This is a genomic window from Bacillus sp. MUM 116 (genome assembly GCF_001866655.1).
Taxonomy (GTDB): Bacteria; Bacillota; Bacilli; order Bacillales; family Cytobacillaceae; genus Neobacillus.
This window is the reverse complement of sequence record NZ_MLYR01000048.1, coordinates 15,345-31,530: the sequence shown is the minus strand read 5'-3', so window position 1 is coordinate 31,530 and position 16,186 is coordinate 15,345. Positions and strand designations below refer to the sequence as shown.

Below are 16,186 nucleotides of genomic sequence, written 5' to 3'. Positions count from 1 at the left end.
AAAACAACAATCTATGCGAAAATAGCCTTTGAAAAAGCAAAAGCGAGGCTAACCTAACATAAAATAACCAATTAGACTCTTCTAATTATTAATGTATTATTCATAGGAAAACCCTAGCCTATACATATTAACAGTGGAAAAAGGTTAAAGTAAAACAGATTGAATAAATTTCCACCATCTTATATTTGGAGGTGAATACATGCCACACCGCGATCCAATTGAGTTTACCGGAAAAGTTCTGGACCAACGAAACGACTTAACAGGTCCTGAGGCTGGTGCAGAAAACTATCCTAAGCGGCCAAAAAATGTTCCAATTCAAGAACCAAACAGCAAAAATAATCGTCAATAGTTTGTTTCAATATTAAAAAGGCTGCCTCGATGGCAGCCTTAACCATTTAATCATTTTCAGATTAATACATTTTTTACATTTACAATATTTCACTTTCTTCATTACTGCAAAGTAATTTTTTTCACTGTCAGCAAAGTTAAATACTCTGCCAGAAGGAATTGTAACTATTTCTCCAACTTTGATATTTTTATTTAATAAGTCGCTAAAGAAAGTCTAATACTAAGCCCATTAGTGATGATAGTTGTATTTAGTTCGGTCCACTGGAACAAAGTCCTTAGGGGTGTAGAAACGTAATAAATCTCCATTTACCACTTTATCTGAGAGTAATAGCTTTTGCTCTACGGTTTCCCAAGCCTTCTGAGCCTTTGCTAATTTGTCATTCTCTAACTCCATTCCCGTCGTTGAATCATAGAATTTACCATCAATAGATGTAATGCTGGAACTGACAAAATCACCATTTCGAAATGGAATCAGATCATCATGCTGCTTTGAAAACAAATCTGTTCCAAATTGGATATACTCTTTCGTATCGATTCCTAACAAGTGAAGCACTGTCGGAAGAATATCAATTTGGCCGCTGTACTCGTGGTTCACTCTTCCTTCTATACCAGGCACTCGAATGAGCAACGGTACTCGCTGCAATCCCGTGCTTTCAAAAGGGGTAATTTTTTTCCCCAGAACCTGTTCCATTTCCTCGTTATTTTCTTTTGAGATGCCATAATGGTCACCGTACATAATTATAATGGTATGATCCAATAATCCAGCTTGCTCTAAAGAAGTAAAAAACTGCTTTAATGCCTCGTCAGCATAGCGGGCAGTCTGAAAGTACGAGTCGACAGATGGAACACCCGTTGTATGCGGTGCAATCGTTGCATCTTTTTTATCAATCGGAAACGGAAAATGATTCGTTACCGTTATGAGCTTGGTATAAAATGGCTGTGGTAATGATTTTAAAAGCGGCATGGATTCCTTTAAAAATGGCTTATCCATAAGCCCATATTGTGCAAGGTCCTCTGGTTCCATATTATAGTAACTTGAATCAAAAAACCTATCATATCCAAACGATTTATAAACTTCATCGCGGTTCCAAAAACTCCCCGAATTCCCATGGAAAACTGCCGATGTATAACCATGATTGCCCAAAATAGCAGGCGCTGCTTGATAGGTGTTTAAACTTTTTGTCATAAAAGCAGAACCTTGAGGTAGTCCATATAATGAATTTTCTAATATAAATTCAGCATCAGATGTTTTACCGTGGGCCGTCTGATGGAAAAAATTATCAAAATATGTGGTATTTTTATCTTTCGTCAAAGAGTTTAAAAATGGAGTTACTTCTTCCCCGTGTAATTTGTAATCAATAAGGAAATTTTGGAACGACTCCAGATGGAAAAAAACGACGTTCATACCCTTTCCAACACCAAAGTAATCTGGATTAGGCTCAGCATAATTTGATTTTGTATAATTGTAGATTTCTGAAATGTCGTCGCTATTGGCCATAACTCTTTGAGTCGATGCTTGAGTACTTTGAACCGCGTCATAAATAACGTAATTGTATAAACCTAAATATTTGACAATATAATTTCGGTCAAATCCTCTTGTTAATAGTTCAGGCCGATCTAATTCCGCTAAAGCGAAATGGGCACAAGAAATCGATAAAGTTAATGAAAATAACACGTTTATCTTTCCACGATTCACATCTCTAATCTCCATTTTTACAAAGCGAAATGCAAGAAATGCAAGTAAGAGTAAAAAATCAATGAAGAATAAAAAGTCATATGGTTTTAATAATGAAACAACACTACCGCCAATTTCACCGGCATTTTTCGTTTGAGTTAACGTTGGCAACGTAATAAAGTCATTAAAGAAGCGGTAATATAAAATATTACTATATAAAAGGACTGTTAGAATAAAATAAATGACCATAAGCCAACTATACTTTTTGCGCCCTTTAAAAAAGAGTGCAATTCCTAAAAAAAGTAAAGAAGATCCCAATGGATTGATAAATAAAAGAAAATGCTGGAATGGCCCCTCCACTCCTAATTTAAACTGTGTTATTTGCGCTATGTATGTTTTAATCCAAAGAAGGAATACAGCCATAAAGAAAAAAACAGAATATTTATTAAAAAGACTATGGCCCTTTTGAATGATATTATTCATGGTTCCCCCTTCCACCACCAAGTAAAAAAATATTTTTTTCCTTTATATAAACTCCTAGCATCAAAGTAAGAAATAAGTCCCTAACCCTACAAAACTTATTATCCCTTATCCGGTTCTGAACGTAACATAAGGGTTTCTTTCACCTTTTTTATATCAAGCTTATTTCTTTTTGCCATTAAAAGATAGCAAATGGCTGAAGGAATGAGAAAAATTTGCAGGAACGCTAAAGTTATAATATAAGAAGTTGGTTCATTGTAGTGAGCTGAGACCATGCCAAGCACGATGCCCACTCCAACGTTTCCAATCGTCCTGCCTAGACTATTGAAAAGATTGGCGACACTAAAGGCTGTCCCACGATGCTCCGGAAAATTCACATCGGTAATCAAGGCGAGCCAGTTTGGTGTGTTGGCAGATTGAGCTGCTGAAGCCAAAAAAGATACAACCAACAATAAAGCCATCCAAGGATTCGTAAATAATTGCTTAATTAAACGGACAAAAATGCTTACCGCATTATGGTCATGAGGCAGCAGAAGGTTGTCCATTGGAATCATAAACATAAATATGTATAAAGGCATGGTTAGAAATACAAAGAATGAGGTTAAAATTGCCCTTGCTTTATATGTTTTCTTTTGGAGCCTGTCACCAAGATGTCCAAAGTAAACCGATGTAATTCCACCAATTTGAAATATGGCATAAAGGTAACCCGAAGCAATCATCGATGTTTCCATACTGTATCCTTGTTGTTGAATTTTGAAAATATATAAAGTCGGAAGCCAGATGAGACTGCCTGTGGCGATATTCATAAAAAACGCCTGTAAGAATAGATACAGATTACTTCCTTTTAATAAAACCGGTACGATTTGCTTTGCTTCTATTACATAATTATAGGACTGATTCTTATTCATGAGCTTTTTCAGTTCTGGATCTGCCCCGCCCCTTTTTGGTTCTTCAACAAAAAGGTATAAAATTATAAGAAAAAAGCCTACATAGCCAACGATTTCAAAAGGCCATCTCCAACTCGTGTTGGTCGCCGTTAAAGAAGCCAAAAGTGATCCTGCAATTCCTCCCAAGCCTTGAGCCATGCCCCAAAGACTCAAAATCATCCCACGTTTCTCATATGGAATAGAATCTGTTAATACACTAAAACCAACTGATGCAATACACCCTAAACCTATTCCTGTTAAAATTTGATAGAGGAGCAACTGCCAATAACTTTGGCTTATGGATGTCAGAAATACGGATACGACCCAAATCAAGGTACCGATGATAATCAATTTTTTTCGTTTAAATTTCCCTGATAAGTACCCCCAATAAACGGAAGAAACAGCTGTAACTAAAATATTTACAGCTGAAACTGTACCCAATTTAGCTATTCTAACATTTAAATCGTGTGCGATGTACTGAAATAATGGCGGAAATAATCCGATGATTACATTATCGAAAGCAGCCAAGGCAATAAATACAAATATAGTGAATACTGTTTTGGGATTTGTACCTTTCAAATACATGAAAACACCTTAATCTATATGGATGTTGGTATGATTTGCGAAAATGGGTTGACCAATTAACGTATTAAGCAAGCTGCAGATCCCATTCATATTGATTTTCCACTTCTAACATGAATTGGATGATTTCTTCTGCTGCTCGAGGATTGACAAAGTTTCTTTGGCAATTAATTATATTATTCAACCTTTCAGAATCATTTTCAAGTAATTGGTTAATTTTAGCTTCTATTTCGGTTGTATCTTTACAAATCTTCCCAAGATTAAATTTTTCTGCAAAGGCTGGATTGTCCTGTTCTTGGCCAGGTAAAGAGCCTGTGATGATAATTGGGGTATTGGATGCAAATGCCTCAAACATAACATTCGGACTTCCTCTTACAAAAGCGATATCTGCTCGAAACATGAGATCTTGAATATTTTTAATAAAACCGTATATCTCCACTTTGTTTCCATATTTACTATTGAGCGATTGCTCTAGTGCTGCCTTTAGCTTTACATTTCTACCTGCTACAATTTTCACGGTACAATCAAAATGATCAAGAAGAATCTCTGCTGTACTCTCCATATTTCCAACACCCTCACCACCGCTCATGATTAAAAAGTTTAATGGTGTACCGGCTCGATAATTCACTTTTTTATTTGTGCTATTTCGGAAAAATCTCGAGCGAACCGGAAACCCTAAAACATTTATTTTCTCAGCGGGTACGCCATATTCGATACACTTATCTTTCGCTTCAAGAGTGGGGCTGATAATATAATCAGCTCTTTTGTCCGCCCAAAGTGACGAAATATTGACGAGGTCGGCAATAAGAGTAATAAATGGTATTTTTATCAATTGTTTTTCTAAAATATTTAAAACAGAACCATTAAAATTTGGATGGACAGATAAAATCAAATCCGGATTTACTTCATTTAGTAATTTTAAAAAATTTTTCCTTATTAGATTCTCGATAAATTTGTCAATTAATACTGGGTTTTCAGATGAAAAATTGAATACCCGCTCCCATAAATTTTCTGACATTCTCGTTATTGGTCCGTAGGTCTTGCCAATCGTCATGAGTGCATTTCCACCCAATGAAAAGCCATCTACTACATGTACCTTAAGGTCATGGTCCATTGTAATCTTTTCACACAATGATTCTGTAATGCTTTTATGGCCATGACCGGTGTTATCCGAAGAAATTATTAATACTTTTTTAGTCATATAATAGACCCTTTCTTAACATTGTTTATCCATTATGACAAGATAAACTGTCTTTTATACATTAATTATAAACGTAAAAGTCTTATATGTTTATAATCCAATATATGAACCTTCATACAATCATAATAACCTTAGATTATTAAAAAATTGTGAAATCCATACATTTCCCACTTCTTACCATAATGATAACATCTTTTAATATCTTTTGGTTAGGCTCTTTTCGCAAACTTTGTTGCTTTTGGACCTTAATAAGGGTCATTTACTTAAGTTTCTAGGCTATTTCTGCAAATGTTCTTACGAAAAGATGCCACGAAGCATTTTGTTATACGGGTTGATAAACTTATACGAAAAACAACAATCTGTGCGAAAATAGCCTTAGGTTAATGGAATTTGAAAACCTCCAAAAAAGTAGGTTAATACCAATATACCAACTAATAGTATCTTTTTATAGAAATTTCACCTATCCTCTGTTTATTAGTCCCACCATAAGAATAATAATTTACAGTTTGCTTTACATTTGATTATGATAACATAATCGACTCAATCCTAGCTAAAAAATAATGCAAAAAAGTCGCCGCAGCGACTTTTTTTCTACATAGGACTGTTTGTTGAAGAAGACTAGCCGATTATATTGTAACCTGAATCTACATAAATAATTTCACCGGTTACTCCTCTAGATAGATTGCTAAGCATTGCGATTGTCATATCGCCAACCTCTTCTTGAGTCACATTTCTTTTTAAAGGTGCAGATTCTTCAATTTTATGAAGTATTTCATTAAATGATCCAACGCCTTTAGCAGCAAGGGTACGAATTGCTCCAGCAGAAATAGCATTTATACGGATATTCTCTTTTCCTAAGTCTAATGCGAGATATTTTACTGATGATTCAAGAGCTGCTTTTGCTACACCCATAACATTATAGCCACTAACAGCCCTTTCTGCTCCAAGGTAGCTCATCGTCACGATGGAGCCCCCTTCAGTCATATAAGGTTTAGCTTCTCTTGCAACAGCTATTAGAGAGTACGAACTTGTATCTTGGGCAAAAGCATATCCGGACCTTGAAGTATTTATAAATTCACCTTTTAAATCTTCAGAATGAGCAAATGCAACTGAGTGTACAATTCCGTGAATCGTTCCTACCTTTTTACCGATTTCTTGGAAGGCATCTTTAACGCTTTCATCACTGTTTACATCGCATTTCACGATTAATTCAGCATTGTAGTCATTATCCAATAATAACTTATTTAATTTTCCGAATGATCGTTCTAATCGGTACGTAAAAATAAGATTAGCACCTGCTTTATAAAGTGACCTAGCCACTCCCCAAGCTAAGCTACGCTCATTAGCAACTCCCATTATTACAATATTTTTACCCTTTAATTTCAGCAAATCTTCCATTTTGTCCTCCTAAGTTGCCTAGTGGTTTTATTACACCAGGTTTTAGCACTTGATACTTATGATATTATATCATAAGTACTAAAGAAACTAATCTGTTCCTACTTTATATTTATCAATCGTCGCCTCGATTACTGAACCGCAGATGAAATCGAGTTTCTCAAAAACGCCTAAGCTCCTATGGTGTTACATAAAAAAGCTGCCCCATTAAATTTTTCACCTCCCGCTACCCATTCAAGTTTCACCGCTTGATTAGAGCATGAATAAGCTATTAAAAAAAAGCAATTTTCAGAGGGTGATGCCTTATCAGATACGAATTTGAAAGAAAAGTGGTATGGGGGGAAGATAAATTGAAGGTTTACAAGGTAAAAGGAACAGAAAATAAAGTGGAATTGTTAGAAATGACGACATCAGGGATAGTGAAGATTAGAGATTTTGCTACGGATGAAATCATTGAAATTACCCAGCAAGTTTTTGAAATCGCATTTGAACCAACAGAATATAAATTTATTGCTAATGTAACTTCAAAGGGAGATATTCAAAAAAAAGAAATAACACAGTTGGATATTGATGAATTGATTGAAAATGCTCAAGTGGAAATCATTGAACTTTTTGGCAAATGCACAATGGTTGCGGTACAACTGGAAAACGGTTTTGTCTTCATAGAAACAACCAAAAGTAAAAACGCAGATAACTACAATAAAGAGGAAAATGTACAGAATTGTTTTGCACGCATTAAACAAAGAATTTGGGATTTAGAAAGTTATAAATATCAAAGTTAATGAGTGTTTTAAGAAAAGCGCAAGCGCCTTGGTCAGCCCTGACAGCTGCTTGCGGGCCTGACGGTGAAGTCGTTTTTTTGACTTCATCGTCAGGACCGAAGCGACCTAGAGGGGCTAGGCGCTGAAGCTGGACAATTCTCGAAGCAAGATATAAATTATTATAGTATAAAATAATGGGCCATTGATTTAAAAATCACTGGCCCATTTTTTATTTTACAATTGTTAGCTTTTTAGGGCCTTGAAGTGGATGGTCATTTTTTAGATGAATTGGATGGTTAACAATCCATCCTGTTACGTTATGATTGAATTATAAAAATGTGAAACTTTAAAGAAGTAAAGAGTAAGAGGTGAAGCATGAATATTATGTTTGGTTTAATTACGTTTATTTTAATCATTTCTGTAATTTTAACCCTGATTGTAACCAAGAAACCCGACGAAGACTACAGTAGTTCCACAAAAAGAAACACAATCAACTTGTCCCTAATCTATGTCATTATTATTGTTCTGGCTTTAATTTCACTAGGAATCTACATTTGGTTGATTTAGAGTATACACTAGGTCCTCAAACTACAAATATTATCCGGAGATGATGAAAATTGACATGGGCAGTGGTATCAATTGTTCTCTTAAGTATCGTTAAAATCTTAATGACCTGTCTTCCAACGGGTCCAGTAGAATGGCTGATTCGTAAATTTGAAATTCATGCAAAACTTTGTGAATCGAATGTCACGATTACCCTTGACGGTAAAATCCTTGAAGGTGAGAACAAATTGAAGATTATTCATTCTTTGAACGAAGCGACATTTTTAAAGAAGTATTATATTTATCCCGGGACTGAAGAATTCTATTTACACCCAGAGAATCGTGAATCCCCCTTCGTTATTGAAACAAAGGAAGGAAAAAAGGATGTCACCTTATATGTGTACTGCTCGAATCAACACATTGAGGTAGTCAAACAATACAAGAATAAGATACTGGCATATCGTCTGCTTTCAAAAAACCCCCAAAAATGGGCTTTTTCTGCTTAAAAAAGACGGTCTTTATTTTGGCCGTCTTTTTTTTCATTCTAATCTATTTGAAACAGCGTTTAATGCATCGGCAAACCTTAGGATTCCTTCATGGATATTTTCTTCTGTTTCTCGAGAAAACGTAAATCTCACATATCCTTTTTCTGACCCCATTGTCGACCCGGGAACATATATGACTCCTCTTTTAATGGATTCTTCCAGCAATTGATTTTCATTCACTTCCTTTTTTATTTTACACCAGATATGAATTCCGCCATTCGGAATATAATAATCTACCTGTTCTTTAAAAAAAGACTGGAGGCTGATGACAATTTGATTTCTTCTGCTTTCCAATTGTTTCACTAAATTCTTAATATGGGATTTAAACTTACTGGACTCTAAAAAATCATTGGCAATCCATTGTGTATAACTGGCATGTCCAAAATCAACCTGCTGCTTCGCATCTGAAAGTCTTTCAATCACCGCTTTTGGACCAATAATCCATCCAATCCTCAAACCAGAAGCTACAATTTTGGTCAGTGAGCTAATATATAATACATTCCCATTCAGATCTAATGATTTAAGTGTTTGCATCTTCTCCCCTGAAAAAGAGGTTAAACTGTACGGATCATCCTCTACTACCGGTATACCAAATTCAGCTGATAACTCCAGGACCTTTTTATTTCTTTCCTTCGACATTAATGTACCTGTTGGGTTTTGAAAAATGGGATTCAAAAAAAGCATTCGAATGCGATGTTTTTTATATAAAATAGCGATATCGTTCGGATTTATACCATCCTTATCCATTTTTAAAGAATACGTTTTGATTCCAGCTGATTTAAAGACTGGCAGATTGTAATGATAGGAAGGATCTGCGATTGCTACTGAATCTCCAGGTTTTAATAAACATTGAACGACAAGATGCAAAGCCTGCTGGGCCCCTGATGTAATTAATATCGATGATGGGTTTGTTTCAATATTCCGAAACTGTTTCACATGGTTTGTAAGCGTCTGCCGGAGAATTGCATTCCCCTGTGGATGGTCATATCCCAATGTTCCTATAAATGATCGATTGGAAGTAATCTCTCTAAGCGAAGTCATTGGAAAAAGGTCTTGTGACAATTCCCCACTGGCTAAATTAATCAGCTTTTGCTCTGCCATTTCTTTATGTATTCTTTGTGTTACTGGCAAATTAGGTAAAAAGGAACCTGCCTCAATATACCTGTTCCAACTAGGAATCCGTTTTTTCGTCATCCCCCAAATATCTTTGCTGACCGTTGTCCCGCTGCCTCTATTCCGATTTATTAAACCATTTGCTTCCAATTCGTCATAAGCTGCAACAACCGTGCTTCGGTTAATTCCAAGTTCTTTCGCCAATCCTCTTTCAGAAGGCAATGGTTTATCTGGCGGAAAAGTACCATCTGCAATCCCGTTTTCTATATTTACAGCAAGTTGTTTATAAATGGGTATTTTTGATTTTCTATCCGGTTTCCAATCCATTTGCTACATCCTTTAATTTAACTTTTTTATTATTGTATACTTTTTCAAACTTTTAAAATAGCATTTAAACCGGTCGAATATCAATTACTCGGCCTATATAAAAATGACAGCCTCTCCAGATTAAGAACAAAGGCCAGTGTGGTGATCACTGGCCCTTCACTATTTGATATCCCTTTATAATCAACCACAGGATAAAAAGACTCCAAATGATTAGGATTAGTAAACCTGTTACCCAATTCTTTGGCTTTCCCTTTTTCATCATTTCTTCTGCCTTCATTTCACAATCGGCAATTACATTTATAGGGATCATCTTTAATGCAAGCATAATTCCCACAGGTACAATAATGACATCATCCAGGTAGCCAAGGATGGGTATAAAATCAGGTATTAAATCAATGGGACTGAAGGCATAGGCTACAACTCCAGCCGTAAACGTTTTTGCATACCATGGTACTCTTTTATCTTTGTACGCATAGTAAAGAATAAATATTTTTCGTTTCAAATTTTTCGCCCATGCCTTTAATTTTCCCATAACTTTCTCCTTAACATTCAGCGGTTTTATACATATTATGCCCATTCAATACTATCCGTTAGTTTTGACAGGATATTCTAAAATCAGTCTTAGGTTTTTCTATAACTAATTGGTATTGTGGTAATTAAATACTATTATGAGAATAATTAATTAATATAAATTTCTTCCTTCTCAACTGAACTGTTTAAAAAAGAAACATGGAAATTTTAACAACACCTTTCAAAAATGAAGAAATTATTATATTATTATATTATTTTAGAAAAAGAATAAAATAAAACATTTAGAAGGAGAAATTTGTATGCAACAAAAAATCCCCTTTTCAACATATGCCATCATTGGTACGATGTTGTTCGGACTTTTCTTCGGTGCGGGAAACTTGATCTTCCCAATCCAGATGGGACAGGTTGCTGGTACAAACTTTTGGCCGGCATTAATCGGTTTTTTAATCACGGCCATCGGCCTCCCATTTATGGGAATTCTGGCAATTGGTTTATCTGGCAGCAGTGGTTTGCGGGATTTAGCAAGCCGCGTCCATCCACTTTTTGGAGTCGTCTTCGCAATGGCACTTTACTTAACAATTGGTCCTTTTTTCGCGATTCCACGTACAGCCACTGTACCATTCGTTGTCGGGTTTGAACCGTATATTAATCCAGCGCATTCAAGCTTGTATCTTGGACTCTTTAGCTTCTTATTTTTTGCAATTGTCTATTATTTCTCCTTAAATCCAGCAAAAATAATGGATTATGTTGGAAAATATTTAACCCCTGCGTTTTTATTGTTTTTATTTGTATTAATAATAATTGCTATCGTCAAGCCAATGGGGACCTTCGGTAAACCTTCAGGTGACTATAGCGGACTTGCTTTTATAACAGGCTTTAAAGAGGGCTATAACACAATGGATGCACTTGCCTCCCTTGCATTCGGGATTGTTGTCATCAATGCCATTAAGGGCAAAGGCATTACAGATCCAAAATCTATTGCGAAAGCAACGTGGAAATCGGGCATTTTTGCGATGGGACTGATGATGCTCATATACGGACTCATAACCTATATGGGAGCATCGAGCGTATCAGAAATTGGGAAATTCGATAATGGCGGTCTGATTTTTGCAGCGGTCGCGCAACACTATTTCGGATCATACGGCAACATCTTACTGGCCATCATTATCGTACTTGCTTGTTTAAAAACGAGCATCGGGCTTATTACATCATGCAGCGAATTTTTCCATACCGTTTTTCCAAAAGTAAGCTATAAATGGTTCGTAGCAATCCTATGTGTTGTTTCATTTACGATTGCAAACTTCGGTTTAAACAATATCATTCAATTCGCGGTGCCGGTATTAATGTTCTTGTATCCGCTGGCGATTGTTCTGATCTTATTAGCACTTTTCTCACCGTTATTTGGCCATAAACGGAGCGTTTATGTAATGGCGATACTTCTAACATTTTTTGTAAGTATTTTTGACGGCTATAGCACTTTAGCGACCAGTTTACCAGGAGCCACTGTTGCTTTGTTCGAATCGATCAAAACGTTTTATGTTCATTATTTACCGCTCTATAATACTGGTCTTGGTTGGATTTTACCAGCAGTAATTGGGGCGATTGCCGGCTATTTGTGGCCTACTCGTCTAAAAAAAATGGAAATGCAATAACGAAGTTCTCAATAGAAGTAAGTTTGAATAAGCATAATTGGAAAAATAATTAAAGGGCCATCTAATTTTTTGCAATTTGATGGCCCTTTTCTAATGTTAATAATTTCAGACACTTTCCCTTTAAACCACTCACAAACTGTCTATAAATTTCAAAAAGGCCCTTTTATTTGGGAGCGAGTGGAAATCAACAGCTAAATTTAATAGATCCTTTTTAATTAATAATTTATTTGACAAGAAAAACAAATCATTATACAATTCAAAACGTAACGATTACGATTATGCAAATCTATTAAACTTTAATAATATCAATTAAGTATGCTCTTTAAATCGTAATAATTCCTAATTATTCTATTTCGGAGGAAAAAACATTTTGAAAAAATTTATAAGCCCACTCATTATTTTTGTTATGTTCTTAAGTGGTTGTTCAAGTACCGCTAAGACAAATGGAGAAAAAGTTAGTGAGGGTTCAAAAAAGCTGCATATTGTCACTACTTTTTATCCTATGTATTATTTTGCAAAAAAAATCGCAGGAGATTCAGCAAACGTAGACCTATTGATCCCTAATGGTGTAGAACCTCATGATTGGGACCCTACTGCTAAAGATATGGTTAAAATTCAAGACGGGGATGTGTTTATCTACAACAGCCGTTACTTTGAGTTATGGGTTGATAAAGTTTTAAACAGTATTGATAAATCGAACTTATCGGTTGTTGAAGCCTCTAAAGGGATTCCATTGATGAATGCCCTAGATTCAAAAGATGATCATTCATCTTCCAAAGACCCACATGTGTGGCTATCTCCTGTTTTAGCGGGACATGAGGTTGACAACATTACCCTGGCATTAGTACAGAAAGACCCGAAAAATAAGAAACAATATGAAAAAAATGCAGCCGCTTTTAAAACCGAACTAGCCGATTTGGATCGTTTATATAAAGAGACAGTTGATAAGGCTAAGAAAAAAGAATTTGTGACACAACATGCCGCGTTTGGATATTTAGCAAAACAATACGGTTTAACTCAAATCCCGATTGCAGGATTGTCACCAGATGTAGAACCAAGTCTTGGAAAATTGGCTGAATTAGCAAAATTAACGAAGAAAAAAAACATTAAGATAATATATTTTGAAGGACTTACCTCTTCCAAAGTAGCCCAGACCTTAGCCAATGAAATAGGTGCCAAAACAGAGGTTTTAAATCCGTTAGAAGGATTAACAAAAGATGAACAAGCAAAAGGTCTTGACTATATTGGTGTGATGAAAAAAAATCTTGAAGCATTAAAACAAACAATAGAATAAAATTGATTCATTCCTTTTTCTAAATCTAACGTAACTTAAAATACGAGTGCTGAAATAACAGCCTCGTATTTTTTATATTTATATCTATTATTTTTTCCCTAAACTACAATAATGGAAGCCTTTTCACTCTTTTTTCGATAAAATTAATTATCCTAAGATTAAAAAAATATGTTATATTCAAGTAAATTAATCACTGGGGTGAGATCAATGACACTACAAACAAAACGTGCCTATAATTTTAATGCAGGTCCTTCTGCGTTACCAATTTCCGTGCTAGAAAAAGCTCAACAAGAACTGATTGATTTCCGCGGTACTGGAATGTCTGTGATGGAGCTTAGCCACCGCAGCAAAGCCTATGATGAGGTACATAATCAGGCGATTAGCAATTTGAAAGAGCTGCTGTCAATTCCTGATAACTATGAAGTACTTTTCCTTCAAGGTGGAGCAAGTCTTCAATTTTCCATGATCCCAATGAGTTTTTTAAAACCTGGAAAACAAGCGGCTTATGTGATGACGGGCTCTTGGTCTGAAAAAGCATTTAAAGAGGCTGCCCTCTTCGGTGAGGTTTATCAGGCTGCTTCAACAAAAGCAGGCAAGTTTCGCAGCATTCCAAAGCTGAATGAATTGCAATATAATGCTGATGATGCATATGTGCATATTACTTCCAATAATACGATTTACGGTACCGAATGGAATGAATATCCTAATACTGGTGACGTTCCATTGATCGCAGACATGTCTAGTGATATTCTTTCTCGACCAATTGATGTCAGCAAATTTGCGTTAATTTACGCTGGTGCTCAGAAAAACCTTGGACCATCTGGTGTAACTGTGGTAATTATTCGCAAAGATTTCCTTGAACAGGCGAATACCAATCTTCCAACGATGTTAAAGTACAGCACACACGCTAAAAATAATTCATTATATAACACACCGCCAACTTTTGGTATTTACATGCTCGGAGAAGTCCTTAACTGGGCTAAAGAAATGGGCGGTGTGAAGGCAATTGCTGAAATGAATGAGAAAAAGGCAAAACTTATTTATGATGCCATCGACACAAGTGAAGGTTTTTACATCGGCCATGCCGAAGCAGACAGCCGTTCATTGATGAACATTACCTTCAACCTAAAAGATGAAGAACTAGAGAAGAAATTCTTAGAGCAGGCAAAACAAGAAGGCTTTATCGGCGTTAACGGTCACCGCTCCATTGGCGGCTGCCGCGTTTCTACCTACAATGCTGTCCCTTATGAAGCTTGTCAAGCATTTAGTAAATTTATGGTGAAGTTTCAGAAGGAAAATAATTAAGCATAATTTGCAACGATAAGAAAAACAGGAAAAGGCCGACTTTTTTCAAAAGGTCGGTCTTTTTCGTCCAACCATAGTTCCGCCTTAGCCCAATAGACTTGCTAGCATTCATTATTCTTTAATTTTTTCCATTCTTTTTTGACTGGAATTACCTTTCAAAATCATACAAGTACTAGTCGAGTGAGCAACAAGACTTTCTTTCTCATCATATACATGACATTCCAGTAATCCAGTTGTGGAACCTTTTCTAATTAACTTTCCCTCCGCTCGAAGTTTCGAATGAAAAATAGGTTTAAGGAAATTTAATTTAATTTCCATCGTAGTAAAAAGTTCATCCTCGGCAAGTGTACTAGCAAAAGCATATCCCATCGCAGCATCTGATATATCACACAATATCCCACCGTGTAACGTACCCATTGGATTGTGAAGTCGATCAGAAGCTTCCATTTCAATCACAACTCTACCTTCTTCAGCCTCTATCACGTTAAATCCCAGTACTTGAGCAACAGGCGGACCAGGTATTTCACCTGTAATCATTTTCTTTAAACCTTCTAACTGATTCAATATCCTCACCCTCCAAATAATCAATATTAAAAAAACACTCTCTAGCTATTTATTTACAATTCTACAACAATCAAATATCTTCCTCTTTTATTTTAGCTAAAATAGACAATTGCTCAAGCCATAAAACCTGAATTTAACTTAATCCATTTTATAGAGAACGCACAAGCCCATATACCGTTAATGGTAATTTTTTTAAAATCTGAATGGTTCATTACATTAAAGGAAAAATAAATTTAGTAACATATTTTTCAAAAACATTTTGAACGTCGTGGAGGAAATACAATGGCAAAAAAGAAAGATAAATTCGCAAATTTTTTAAGTGATATCTCTTTAAATATAAAGGAAAGTGCCTATTTTTTCGCAGATTACAAACTGAAAAATGTCAGCGATCTTAAAATTTTTGCCGAAAAGATGAAGGAATATGAATCAAAGGGAGATACATACGTTCATGATGTCATTCAAGAATTAAACAATGCTTTCATTACTCAAATTGAACGGGAAGATATTTTAGAACTTACCATGAGTATGGATGACGTGTTGGATGGCTTAGAGCATACTGCTTCCCTATTTGAAATGTATTCGATTACAAATGAGGACGAATACATGGTAAAATTTGTTGAAGCAATTCGAAATTGTACGGATGAAATTGTCAAAGCCATTGAATTACTCTCATCCAAAAAATTACGATCCATACGGGAGCATTCAATCAAAATTAAAGATTTTGAGTCAAAATGTGATGGAATTCTCCGTGAATCAATAAAACATTTGTTTCAGGTTGAAAAAGATCCGGTTCGAATTATTCAATATAAAGAAATTTATGAAGAACTGGAGGAAATCGCCGATCACTGCCAAACGGTTGCAAATATATTAGAAACCATTATTATGAAGAACTCCTAAATCCATTCTAAATTCATTCAATTGTCGGAGGATTGGTCGCGGGAGCT

At 35.6% G+C, this 16,186-nt stretch carries 15 protein-coding genes and 1 pseudogene; 8 read left to right on the top strand and 8 right to left on the bottom strand.

Features of this window, described 5'->3' with window-relative positions; genetic code table 11:
- The first annotated feature begins 199 nt into the window (after window positions 1-199).
- A complete protein-coding gene (locus BIV60_RS29670; protein ID WP_177177293.1) occupies window positions 200-349 on the top strand; it encodes a hypothetical protein in 150 nt (49 codons plus the stop codon).
- A 93-nt stretch (window positions 350-442) separates the two neighbouring features.
- Here BIV60_RS29670 and BIV60_RS30440 read toward each other — a convergent pair.
- The 5 genes and pseudogenes from BIV60_RS30440 to fabI form a co-directional block, all read right to left on the bottom strand.
- Window positions 443-556, bottom strand: a pseudogene (locus tag BIV60_RS30440) (VOC family protein); the annotation flags it as partial.
- A 21-nt stretch (window positions 557-577) separates the two neighbouring features.
- The gene (ltaS, locus tag BIV60_RS13690; RefSeq protein ID WP_071356296.1) at window positions 578-2,506 is read right to left on the bottom strand and encodes a lipoteichoic acid synthase; all 1,929 of its coding nucleotides are present in this window, start codon (window positions 2,504-2,506) and stop codon (window positions 578-580) included.
- Window positions 2,507-2,604: 98 nt separating this feature from the next.
- Window positions 2,605-4,008 carry an MFS transporter gene (locus BIV60_RS13685; RefSeq protein ID WP_177177292.1) on the bottom strand — a complete coding sequence of 468 codons (1,404 nt, stop codon included), beginning with the start codon at window positions 4,006-4,008 and terminating at the stop codon, window positions 2,605-2,607.
- A gap of 70 nt (window positions 4,009-4,078) precedes the next feature.
- Window positions 4,079-5,212 (bottom strand): MGDG synthase family glycosyltransferase, encoded by a 1,134-nt coding sequence (locus tag BIV60_RS13680; protein ID WP_071356294.1) that lies wholly within the window; start codon window positions 5,210-5,212, stop codon window positions 4,079-4,081.
- A gap of 618 nt (window positions 5,213-5,830) precedes the next feature.
- The gene (fabI, locus tag BIV60_RS13675; protein WP_071356293.1) at window positions 5,831-6,610 is read right to left on the bottom strand and encodes an enoyl-ACP reductase FabI; all 780 of its coding nucleotides are present in this window, start codon (window positions 6,608-6,610) and stop codon (window positions 5,831-5,833) included.
- Window positions 6,611-6,957: 347 nt separating this feature from the next.
- Here fabI and BIV60_RS28435 point away from each other — a divergent pair, with 347 nt between their 5' ends.
- The 3 genes from BIV60_RS28435 to BIV60_RS13660 all read left to right on the top strand — a co-directional run bounded on the left by BIV60_RS28435 (window position 6,958) and on the right by BIV60_RS13660 (window position 8,417).
- On the top strand, window positions 6,958-7,389 hold the full coding sequence (locus BIV60_RS28435; protein WP_083402240.1) for a Gp49 family protein: 432 nt from the start codon (window positions 6,958-6,960) through the stop codon (window positions 7,387-7,389).
- A gap of 354 nt (window positions 7,390-7,743) precedes the next feature.
- Entirely contained in the window at window positions 7,744-7,935 is a 192-nt protein-coding gene (locus BIV60_RS13665) for a hypothetical protein (RefSeq protein WP_071356292.1), read from the top strand.
- 50 nt (window positions 7,936-7,985) lie between these two features.
- The gene (locus tag BIV60_RS13660; RefSeq protein WP_071356291.1) at window positions 7,986-8,417 is read left to right on the top strand and encodes a YfmQ family protein; all 432 of its coding nucleotides are present in this window, start codon (window positions 7,986-7,988) and stop codon (window positions 8,415-8,417) included.
- Window positions 8,418-8,450: 33 nt separating this feature from the next.
- On the opposite strand, the gene pdxR is transcribed toward BIV60_RS13660, so the two are convergent.
- Window positions 8,451-9,896, bottom strand: a complete 1,446-nt coding sequence (gene pdxR / locus BIV60_RS13655; RefSeq protein WP_071356290.1) for a MocR-like pyridoxine biosynthesis transcription factor PdxR — start codon at window positions 9,894-9,896, stop codon at window positions 8,451-8,453.
- 145 nt (window positions 9,897-10,041) lie between these two features.
- The gene (locus tag BIV60_RS13650) at window positions 10,042-10,428 is read right to left on the bottom strand and encodes a YkvA family protein (RefSeq protein ID WP_083402239.1); all 387 of its coding nucleotides are present in this window, start codon (window positions 10,426-10,428) and stop codon (window positions 10,042-10,044) included.
- A gap of 298 nt (window positions 10,429-10,726) precedes the next feature.
- Here BIV60_RS13650 and brnQ point away from each other — a divergent pair, with 298 nt between their 5' ends.
- The 3 genes from brnQ to serC all read left to right on the top strand — a co-directional run bounded on the left by brnQ (window position 10,727) and on the right by serC (window position 14,678).
- Window positions 10,727-12,079 carry a branched-chain amino acid transport system II carrier protein gene (brnQ, locus tag BIV60_RS13645; RefSeq protein ID WP_071356288.1) on the top strand — a complete coding sequence of 451 codons (1,353 nt, stop codon included), beginning with the start codon at window positions 10,727-10,729 and terminating at the stop codon, window positions 12,077-12,079.
- Window positions 12,080-12,446: 367 nt separating this feature from the next.
- The gene (locus tag BIV60_RS13640; protein WP_071356287.1) at window positions 12,447-13,373 is read left to right on the top strand and encodes a metal ABC transporter substrate-binding protein; all 927 of its coding nucleotides are present in this window, start codon (window positions 12,447-12,449) and stop codon (window positions 13,371-13,373) included.
- Between the two features lie 207 nt (window positions 13,374-13,580).
- Window positions 13,581-14,678, top strand: coding sequence for a 3-phosphoserine/phosphohydroxythreonine transaminase (gene serC / locus BIV60_RS13635; RefSeq protein ID WP_071356286.1), 1,098 nt, complete (start codon window positions 13,581-13,583; stop codon window positions 14,676-14,678).
- 111 nt (window positions 14,679-14,789) lie between these two features.
- On the opposite strand, the gene BIV60_RS13630 is transcribed toward serC, so the two are convergent.
- Entirely contained in the window at window positions 14,790-15,242 is a 453-nt protein-coding gene (locus BIV60_RS13630; protein ID WP_141770461.1) for a PaaI family thioesterase, read from the bottom strand.
- Between the two features lie 282 nt (window positions 15,243-15,524).
- Here BIV60_RS13630 and BIV60_RS13625 point away from each other — a divergent pair, with 282 nt between their 5' ends.
- Window positions 15,525-16,139, top strand: a complete 615-nt coding sequence (locus BIV60_RS13625) for a DUF47 domain-containing protein (RefSeq protein WP_071356285.1) — start codon at window positions 15,525-15,527, stop codon at window positions 16,137-16,139.
- Window positions 16,140-16,186 lie beyond the last annotated feature (47 nt).